5 protein-coding genes are annotated in these 11078 nt (G+C 45.5%); all 5 read right to left on the bottom strand.

What is annotated here, in order from left to right:
* Positions 1-5140, bottom strand: a 5140-nt coding sequence (locus F2B13_RS20575) for an Ig-like domain-containing protein (RefSeq protein ID WP_198440178.1), incomplete at its 3' end; no start/stop codon positions are given.
* Positions 5141-5152: 12 nt separating this feature from the next.
* On the bottom strand, positions 5153-5701 hold the full coding sequence (locus F2B13_RS20115; RefSeq protein ID WP_149277762.1) for a DUF4347 domain-containing protein: 549 nt from the start codon (positions 5699-5701) through the stop codon (positions 5153-5155).
* Positions 5702-7292: 1591 nt separating this feature from the next.
* Entirely contained in the window at positions 7293-7463 is a 171-nt protein-coding gene (locus F2B13_RS20570; RefSeq protein ID WP_198439930.1) for a DUF6747 family protein, read from the bottom strand.
* A 684-nt stretch (positions 7464-8147) separates the two neighbouring features.
* Positions 8148-10289, bottom strand: a complete 2142-nt coding sequence (locus F2B13_RS20110) for a sensor histidine kinase (protein ID WP_149304989.1) — start codon at positions 10287-10289, stop codon at positions 8148-8150.
* Positions 10286-10738 carry a response regulator gene (locus tag F2B13_RS20105; protein ID WP_149277764.1) on the bottom strand — a complete coding sequence of 151 codons (453 nt, stop codon included), beginning with the start codon at positions 10736-10738 and terminating at the stop codon, positions 10286-10288. Before F2B13_RS20105 ends, F2B13_RS20110 begins: the two co-directional genes overlap by 4 nt.
* Positions 10739-11078 lie beyond the last annotated feature (340 nt).

The following is an 11078-nucleotide window of genomic DNA, read 5'->3' as shown; positions in this document are numbered from 1 at the left end:
CGGGTATGATCCAGGCGTCGTTGTTCCCGTCGCCGTTCGGCGTAAAGGCCTCAGCGGGTACAAGCGAAGGTTCATCGTCCCTAGGGAAGTCGTCCTCCCCGTCGGGTACCCCGTCGTTGTCGTCGTCATTGTCCATACTATCTGGAATCCCATCTTGATCCGTATCCAAAGGAGTACTTTCTTCATCGAGCGAGTCGGTTCCTTCCGATATCTCGACCTCATCGGAATACCCATCGCCATCATCATCGGAATCCGCATTATCACCTATTCCATCTTTATCTGTATCGATGGTCTCTGATGCATTATTTGGGAAATCGTCTTCATCGTCCGGTATACCATCGTTGTCATCATCATTGTCGACATTGTCACCTAGGCCGTCTCCGTCGGTATCGGTATCGGTCATTCCATCGTTGTCATCGTCGGTATCGGAATTATCCCCTATACCATCGCCATCAATATCGGAATCTTCATTTGGATCATACGGGAAGGCGTCCTCATCATCAGGAGTTCCATCATTATCGGCATCAGCATCAGCATTGTCGCCCGTTCCGTCGCCGTCGGTATCGGTATCCTCGGAATCATCCTTAGGGAAGGCATCCTCAGTGTCTGGGGTACCGTCATTGTCGTCATCGGTATCGGCGTTGTCGCCCGTTCCGTCACCATCGGTATCGGTGTCCTCGTTTTCATCCTTAGGAAAGGCATCCTCGGAGTCTGGGCTTCCATCTCCGTCATCATCGGTATCGGCATTGTCTCCTGTCCCGTCGTTATCGGTATCCGTATCTTCGGAATCATCCAACGGGAAAGCATCTTCCGTATCGGGGGTACCGTCATTATCGTCATCGGTATCGGCGTTATCGCCCGTTCCGTCGCCATCGGTATCGGTATCCTCGTTTTCATCCTTAGGGAAGGCATCGTCCGTATCGGGGGTACCGTCCCCGTCGTCATCGGTATCGGCGTTGTCCCCGGTTCCGTCACCATCGGTATCGGTGTCCTCGTTTTCATCCTTAGGGAAGGCATCGTCCGTATCGGGGGTTCCGTCCCCGTCGTCATCGGTATCGGCGTTGTCCCCGGTTCCGTCACCATCGGTATCCGTATCCTCGTTTTCGTCCAACGGGAAGGCATCGTCAACATCTGGGGTTCCGTCCCCGTCGTCATCGGTATCGGCATTGTCACCGGTTCCGTCCCCATCGGTATCGGTGTCCTCGCTATCGTCCAACGGGAAGGCATCGTCCGTATCGGGGGTACCGTCCCCGTCGTCATCGGTATCGGCGTTGTCGCCCGTTCCGTCACCATCGGTATCCGTATCCTCGTTTTCGTCCAACGGGAAGGCATCGTCCGTATCAGGGGTTCCGTCCCCGTCGTCATCGGTATCGGCGTTGTCGCCCGTTCCGTCACCATCGGTATCCGTGTCCTCTGAAGGGTCCAATGGAAAGGCATCGTCCGTATCGGGGGTGCCGTCCCCGTCGTCATCGGTATCGGCATTGTCGCCCGTTCCATCACCATCGGTATCCGTATCCTCGTTTTCGTCCAACGGGAAGGCATCGTCCGTATCGGGGGTTCCGTCCCCGTCGTCATCGGTATCGGCGTTGTCTCCTGTCCCGTCACCATCGGTATCGGTGTCCTCTGAAGGGTCTAATGGAAAGGCGTCATCAGTGTCTGGAGTACCATCCCCATCATCGTCGGTATCGGCATTGTCTCCCGTTCCGTCCCCATCGGTATCCGTGTCCTCGTTTTCGTCCAACGGGAAGGCATCGTCCGTATCCGGTGTGCCATCTCCGTCATCGTCCTCGTCGTCTTCATTAGGTATGCCATCCCCATCGGTATCTTGAGCGGCATTCATGCTAGAGGTGTAGGTAGCTGCGCTCAAGGCATTATCCCCATCCTTAACTTTGAAGGAGAAAGAAGTATAATCTTCACCGTATTCTCCATTTGCCGTGGTATAGACAAGTAGAGTTACGTCATCGATCATATCATTTGCTTCAACCGGAGCGCCATTGTATTCCAAAGTACCCTTCGTTGGAAGCGTGATTACTTGGATACCATTAAATATGTCACCAGGATCAACATCAGAGAAGGTAAAATCAGCAGTTTTGAAACTGTACCCTGAATCCTGAACTACTTCTAGGGTAATATTCCCTCCTTCGGGTGTATCGTTCACATTGGTGATGTTCAATGTGACCGTAACGGTTTCAGAGAAATTAACGGCATCTTCAAAATTATAGGTAAAGCTATCCGTACCGGACTCATCGCCATCATGCCCGTAAGAGAATGTACCATCGGCATTGAAAGTAAACGATGTATCATGAGATGGATTCGTGACCAGATGATATACCAAATCGTCACCATCCACTTCAATATCATTGGTCGAAACATCCTCGTTCAAGGTGGCATTTTCATCCAAATTGAAGCTATTGGCGTTGGCTACGGGCAAATCATCCTTTGGTAAAATGGAAAGGGTAATATTGGCCGTGACTTTTTGGCCTTGGTCATCCAACTCATAGGTAATGGTATCCGTACCATTTTCATTGGCATTTGGTGTGTACACTACTTGATTGCTGCCATTGACCAGGGCATTCCCTTTTGTCCCTTGTGCGGTGATGGTTACGGTTGGGGTAACGTTGGTATCATATACATCGTTATAGAGTACATCAATTGGGTCGGAAACGGTGTCTTCGTCCAAGATGGCCAAATCATCATCGGCTGTTACTACCAAAGTAACATCATAAGGTCCAAAGGTAGCCGTACCCAGATTACCAGCATTATCTGTCACCTCTGCATGGATATACCATCCGGAACCACCTATATTAAATGTTATTGTTTTAGACTGGCTGTTGCTCCAGGAGCTCCATGCGGCATTGTCCGTAGCTGGAGGTGTGGCACTTTGCACTTTGGCAAAACGCTGTACGTCAAAACCACTTCCACCGTTTTCATCGGAAAAAACCAATTGAATATCCGTATCCGTACCTAAACTACCACTTGCTGGATTCGCTGTGATCGTTGGCAGCGTATCGTCATCAACAATGGTCAATTTGCGATAGAAAGGTTCGGACCAAACCCCTGTATCGGTCTGTGTTCTAAGACTGATGATGTAATCAGCGGACAGGTCATTATAGGTTGAAAAATCAGTCATTGGTGTCGAAGCATTGTAAATCTCCGTATCTGAAGGATCCCCGTTACTATCATAGGTGCGTTGGGTAACGATCCATTCCTGGTTTGATAAGGTTCTACCATAGGGATCAACGGAATTATCTTCGATGACAATGGTCATATTGCCCGTATATGTATTAAGTTGATCGGGAAGAATATTGAACTGTGCAATTGGTAAATCCGTAGATCCACCCGATGCAGATGTTTTTTCCACAAAAATACTGGCAGGGCTACTCCATGTACCTTGGTGATCCTGGACTTTCAGCATAATCAAGTATTCACCATCGCCAACCGAGCTTTTGTCAAATTGTCCCAATGTCCAATCATCAGTAGAAGCTGCATCCACCGGTTTCCATTTCCATTCGGATTGGGCAATACCGTTGTTGGCACCTCCATCCAAATCATAAGAGGTGTTATTGATAAATCCGGTATCTGCACTATAGGTAAAACCTGCAATGGGCCTTCTATGAAAATATAGTATCGTAGGCGCCGTTGGAAGATCTTCAAAAGTGAAGGTATATTTACCCACTTTATCATAAGTTTCAGGTAAATCATCAAGGTAGATACCGCTCCATGAAACCCTGCCTTCAGAATTATCAAAATAGGTTTCGTCATGGGTAATTTTCCATCTACCGTTAGGATAACTTGCATTGGCGGTATTCGTCTTCAATTCTGTGGGGGTTACTTCTATTTCCACGGATCGGTCGGTGAAGAAAATTTCCCCATCGGTAATGGTCCCGAATTGATACTGTTCGTAAATGTATTGGGCCATATCGTCAATCCATGTGGACCAACTACCACTATCCCTATTAACAAAGGTTCCTTGATTGTTGTTCTGGGCAATGAAACGTTCAAACTGCGCTTCATTGGTATTCTTTCCCCATCCAATGTAATGGATGTCCTCGTTGATGGTACGCATCAAAATTTCGGCCAAATCGGCATCGTTGTCAAAATCGGCCACTTCAAGGTCGTCCAAGTTTACATTGAAACGCAAGGCACTGTTTCGCCATTGGGGTTCGCGCAATACATCCTTAAAGGCCCGTAATTCCAATTTTTCTATATTGATATCCTTGAAATAGGCCCCTGATTGTTCGTGTACATAAAAACCGTAACTACCTTGGGAATGGCTTGTGTCATCAAAATTAAAAGCTTCAATCCAATTGGTACCGGCACTACCGCCACCACCTCGTCTTAATACTTTAATGTTGTCACCACCCATTTCAATTTTGAAATCAATGACCTGTCCGTTATAATAGCTATCGAACATATCGGTACGATTACCATCCCAGCCATAGGTGGCAGAACCGTTGTCGCCACTATTGGTATTCAATGCCAATAAAGAAACAACACCATTTTCCACTTTAATTATTCCTTCTGCAGGATATCCATCGTTGGGGGCATAATTCATGATATTACCACAACCCGTATGGTTGTCTATGATATAGGCATAAAAATTTTGTTTGTCCTCCATTCTGAAAATGAATCCCACCTCGGCATGTAAATAGGGTTCTTCTGAGAGTCCGAAAGTTGCCGTAATGGAACCATCCGCAATGTCTCCGGTAGGATCGTACATGGCAAATCCCCACCCTAATGAGGTATTTCTTGATACGAAATCCGCGATTACTCTGTTCGTGCCAGAATCGAAGGAAAAATAATCACCGCTGTATGATGGGTGCTGAGGGGGTTCGGTACCATCAAAATTCATTTTGTTCCAGCTATTGAAAATGTCACTGGCATCTTCTTGAGCAGATGAAATGGAACTTCTTTGAAAAGCTTCCACCCTCAGTTTTCCCAACGGAATTCCCTTTGCGTGCATAGCTTGTTCCAAGTCATCTTCAAAAGTGGAAAGATCTACATTTGCGGATCCCACCGTTACCATCACATCTACATTAGGTCCCTGTTGTACCTCCATATCCACCGTTTGCGCCATTACGGCTCCAAATACCAGGAATAGTGAAAAAAATGAAAGAAGTTTTTTTATGGTATTTCTCATGGGGGGGTTATTTTAATTAAATATCGAATGAGATATGGGTTGATCCATCGTAGTATGGTCAAACTCCAAATCGGCCCCAAAAATGGAACTGCAATTCGTGGGAACTGCAATGTTGAAGTAAGCCTTGTCACCAATTTTCTTAAGCAAAGCCAGTCCTTCTGTATTGGATCCAAGATTGCAGTCGTAAATAAGAAGTTGAATATTAGTGCCTTGGTAGACTCCTTCCAACATGGAAAGTTCAAGCTCTTCATCTACTTTGGCCGAATCGTAGGCTATCCCACCTATCTCCAAGGAATTGTAATTTGCGTTGGCAAACAGGTGAATCGTGCTCACCGTTCCGTTTTTTTCCAAATATTGACGAACTTTTTTCCACGGATTCTCGGTATTATTAAGCTCAACTAGGGGTACTCCCACTGGCAAGTTCTCCAGAACTTCTTGTTTTGTTGAGTATCTGGAGTCTATGACTACAATACTATTCGATTGTGCTTTAAGCCCTTTTATGCCAAGTACAAAAAGAAAGGCAAAGAGGGTAATCCCTTTTGTATAGATTAGAGTTTTCATTAGTGGTTGATTTTTGGTTTTTAGGTTTATGTATTGATTTTAATGTGATGTTCTTAAAAGTTTGGACATAGGAAAACCTGTCCAATCAAATGGATTTTTTTTTTTTGCCCTTTTCATCGTTTCAGGAATTCCGATAAATGCGTGTGAAATTTCTCAGGATTGGTTTAGTCGTGCTTCTTCAAAAAATGAAAACTGATTTAATTTTTGACAATTATTCTCAATCCAATTTATCACGTAATTACCCCATATTTTGTAGCATTTTTCCTATTATAGACTTATCCAACGGAGCAAAACCTGAGTTATTTCATCAAAACATTCACCTAATTGACATATATCAATTTTGATTAATTTTCCTACAAAAAAAGATGTATTCAAATTCAAAAAGTAGTTCGTGCGAAGGGGGAAATAATTTCCTTTTTCAGTGAAACCAGATACAAAATAACCATGATATAATAATGATCAATCTTATAGCGGTAGCCTAAGAGATGTTTTCCTTAATTAACGAGACAAGGTTTCAGGCCTCATGTCTTGAAAGGAGGCCATATGCTTTTGGGGATTCATTCCACTGTTTCCGGTTTGTTATTTTCCAAGAAAAACTCCAACCGTTTGCTTGCATTGGGTATGCGGGCCAAAAACACTCGTTGTTCTGCCACAACATAGTACCTTTCCAGCATTTTCCCGTCTATTTTTTGTATTTCGGGAAATTTGTTCAAACAGTATTTGTAGTCAGCCTATTGCAAATAGTAGTAGTAAGGATCTTCTAAAACTTGTATATACTCGTACGTTTTATCTTGCCTGAAAATTCTGGCAATAGAATGAAAATCCCATTTTCAGAATCTATCCATGTAGTAATCCCCATCCCATCGCTTACAAAATAACCTCCAGTAAGTCTTTTTCCTTTGAGATATAATTTCTCAAAAAACTCACCCTCTTTGCTTATTATTTCATTCCTTTTGAACGAAAAGTTCTTAATTTTATGGACCAGAAAGTATTATAGGCTTGACGGACCAATATCGTAATGGCATTCATCGACTTATTCTAGTACATTGTTGGAAAGTCCTGAATCCATCCTATTTCTAATTCTTCCTTTTTATGTAATTTTAGAATTATCCCTATCATCATAAATACCTGTATCTTTCTTATTAAAGAGAGAGATTTGAGTTGCGGCCAATGGAGAAAGTCCAATAATGGCTTTTTAGATTCAGGGACCTACTTTTCCACACGGGTACCCATAACACTATATATAAACGTAGCGGTGCACGCTAAAAGGATACAGAAGGATAAGGAGCCAGAAAAACCGGGCCTCGTAAGTGCCCCATACAGGGATAGGACCTGTATGCTCATAAGGATTGCTTTTTGTATCCGTGATAACTTGGACCATATGGATACATAATTCTTTTTAAAAAAATGCTTCATCTTCGAGCTTGAATTGATAGTTTTATAACGGATATATCGTGCGACGATAAAGCGATACGGGCCAAGGAATTAGACCCTGACCGCTAATTCGTAGAGCAATATAGCAAGGGCGATAAGTAACATCGCTAGTACTAGCAAAAACCATTTGTTGCCTTTACCAAACATGGTCGCTCGATTAATCGAAGGCGAATCCAGTAACTAATCTATATAGGAAAGCATAACTTACGACCCCAAGAAGTACGATCGTAAACCATGTGAACACCTTAAAGTAATTCCTGACGATATAGTTTCCGATATTCCTGAAACCTTCCAGATATATTTCTTTGAGCAGTAAAACTGTTTTCATACGTAAGATTTTTATGCGTACAAAGTTGGCTCCCTACATCGTAAACCACACATTTTTTCGTGGTGTTTTCACATTTTACCTATGAAAGGATATAAAATGTACTTCATACCGTTTTTGAAGTAGATGGTCCGTTGAGTACGAACATGGTCAAATTCGGGAACCGGTAGCATTTTATGGATGATCTGAACTATAGAGGTCGGCTACCTCATACCTTGAGAGTATTTTGGCGATTCGGTTTTTTTATACACCACACTCGGTGACCGTTTTACATCAAAAAGTTCGGCAATCAAGCTAACGTAGTTACCTTTGTAAGGGATTGGTGCCCTGATCGGGTACCTTCACAAAAAAGTGTTCCGATTTTTGGTTTTTGCACTGCCGGTATAATCGGCAGTGCTTTTTATTTAGTGATCTTTTCGTACCTCAAGTAAATATGGATTTTCTCAGGGTATTGGAAAAGTTTCTGGATCTTTTTCGGAAACTTCTTCGGCCGCCTTCCCTCTTCAAATTACAGGTTTCTAAATGGTAAGGGTATACATACGGGAGAGGTTATATAGCGTGGTATCACATCCCTCGGGTTTGGTTCGAACCTACTACCCGTCACAATCAATTTTTATCGATTATGTAAAGAATGTGCGGTTGTTTTCGGTCGTCTCTATTTGGAGATTACTTTTAGAAATATTACCGTCAGGACCCTACATGCGGGAATCGATCCTGGCCGTTCGCGGTTTCGTGCACCGGACACTCTGTGTCTCCCTGTTTCAAGGTGACGGTAAAGGTAGTGCCCTTTCCCTTCTTGCTCGTGACAGCAATCTTACCCTGTAGAGCCTCGACCTGTGTCTTCACAAGGAACAGCCCAAGCCCCTTTCCATCGCTGCGCCCGTCGAGGCGGCCGTACATACCGAATATCTTTTTGCGCCTCTCCGCGTCCAGGTCCATGCCGATACCATTATCCGCTATGGAGACCTCCACGGTCCCGCTATGGGGTACGGTCTTAGAGGAAACTATTATTTTTAGGTCCTTATTATCATCCCTATAGTCTATGGCATTTAGAACAAGGTTGTACATAATATTGGTGACATAGCTTCGGATGCCGAGTACGGAAGCGGTCCCTCCAAAATCGTAGTATATTTGCGCACCACTTGACGTGATAGCCCGCTCCAAAAGTTCCTCGATACTTTCGAATATTCCTGCCAGACCGATGCGCTTAAAAGACTTGCTTGAAACATTCCGCAACGCAAGGGCGTCGTTCAGATCCCTGATGGTCGCGTCTAGGACATCGACCTTTCTACCGATCATCCCCAGAATCTCCGATTTGTCCTCCTCCCCTTCTTCGAGAAGCTCCATGAGCCCTTGGATTGTAGCTATCGGGGAGCGTACATTGTGAGACACAATATATACGAAGTTTTGAAGCTCCTCGTACTGCTTCCTTATCTCCTGTTTAGCATTTTCCAGGACGGTCACGTCTTGGGAAGTTCCGGCCATGCGCACAGCGTCGCCCGCGCCGTCGAGGAAAACCAATGCCCTTTCATGGATGTAACGGACGCTTCCGTCAGGCAAGAGGATCCTGTGTACCGTGTCCAAAGGAAGGTTTTCCGCAAGGCTTTTCACTATCTCCCGCTTATAGCTTTCCCTATCTTCGGGATGGACAATCTCCATCAGGTTCGCATATGTTGCTTCGAATGTATGATGGTCCTTGCCAAACACGTCGTATAGGCATTCCGACCATATTAGCTCGTCGCTCGCCATGTCCCAGTTCCAATTGCCGATACGGGCGATACGCTGGGCCTCGCGGAGGTTCCTTCTGCTACGGTCCAGTTTCTGAATGGTCTCTATACGCTCGGTCTCATCTCTTCGAAATACATTACACCCTATCACAACACCGTCCTCGCCGTGGATCGGGTTGAACGAAAGTTCATGGTACGTAGCACACCCGTCTACCGACAGTTCCAGATCAACCTTGAAGGTCTCTCCGCGGAACGCCCTGTCATATAGCTCTCTGTCATTTAGGGTGGCCTCCCCTTCCAAATGGGAGAGGACCGACTCCCCCAGCTCCGGACCCCGGCCCTTTTCATGCGCGGTCCGGTCCCTATAAGCACTATTACAGGTCCTCAGGGAATAGTCCCTGTTGACCGACCAAATCAGGTCGTCAGTATTTTCCAAAATTGAACTCAGGTTCCGATACTGCTCCTTCTGTTCCTCAATGAGCATTCTCATGGACCGAATTATTGGCTCGACAAGAAAAAAGTATAGGACCAATATCATGAGGATAAAGAAAAAGGAGAAGACCATCACGATGTGGCGCAACCTTGCACGTGCAAGGTCGGACTCCTTCTGGTAAAGGTCGACAAGATGGGTCATCCCATCAGTAAATCCGCCTTCCCATTTCTGCAGTGAGGCATAACCCTTTGCGACCTTCTGTGGGATACTATCCCCCATGGCCCAATTCAGTAAGTTTAAACGGTAGGGCTCTATAGCGGCAAAGAGGCTGTCCCTGACCGGGGTCTTAATGAACTCGGTATCCAGTGCCCCTAAATCCGTACGTAAAAACCGATGGATGCTGTCCCATCGCCGGGCATCCCCCCTGACACTCTCCAAAAGGGCGGGATTCTCGTCCACTCCGTAAAGGTTCTTTACGATTTCCCGGGCCAAGCTCAGCTGTCTTCCGGCAAGGTTCATGGTACGCGCGTCCCCCTCATACTGGGCCAAATAATCCTCGATGATAAAGACCTCAAGGAGAATGGCCAAGATCGTGAACGTCATACAGCACAGGGTTACCGTCTTGATACTCCCCGTTCCCGGAGCCTTTTCCTTGAATATAAGCTTCATTCAGATATCGGTTTCTTCATAATCGCAGGGCTAACCGGCGGCCTTTCCCGTGAATCAAGAAAATCGGTCAGTTGAGAAACCTTAAGGGGCTTTTCGAAATATCCGAGCACTAGAGGATCTCGATAGGCTCTTTCCCTGTCCATGGGGTCTATCGAAGAGGTGACCATCAGAACTTCGATCTTTCCCTTTGCATGGAGCAGCTTTCCTGCCGAGCGCAGGAACTCGAAACCTGTCATTTCCGGCATGTTGATGTCGAGCAAAACAAGAATCTTGCCCCTTATCGCCAATAGGTCCTTGGTAAGTTGTACTAGGGCAAGTTCGGGGTTCATATAGGTCTTTACGTCCGCTTCCAGCCCTGACTTTTTCAAAAGCACCTTATGTAGGAAGTTGGTCGTATGTTCATCGTCAATCAGATAGACGGCCTCGTAGGATTGGAGATTATAGTTCATAGGTTCGTTCTTTTTTGGTGGACATCACATGCCCCCTCGTACCGAAATTATTTTGGGTACGGCCGCCCCCCATTACGTCCGTAGTACTAGTTATTATAAACTCGTGTATATGAATAATATTGCACAACTCGAAGGTAGTTCCTACAAATAACCTTTATTTCGGAATACCTTTTCCACGCAGGTTTTTTAGGGTCTTCATATGGCCCATATCCGCAACTACATCCGGAGCCTCATGAAAAGTTCATGGGTGTTGTTGTCCAGGCCATTGATCGGGTTTTGGACGGAGGTCTCGTAGGCATAGCCGATGTTGAGCCCCCCGCTTATGTTGAACAGGAACAGC

Origin of the sequence: Pareuzebyella sediminis (assembly GCF_008367235.1) — a bacterium.
Lineage (GTDB): Bacteria > Bacteroidota > Bacteroidia > Flavobacteriales > Flavobacteriaceae > Pareuzebyella > Pareuzebyella sediminis.
This window is presented reverse-complemented; position numbering and strand designations above follow the sequence as displayed.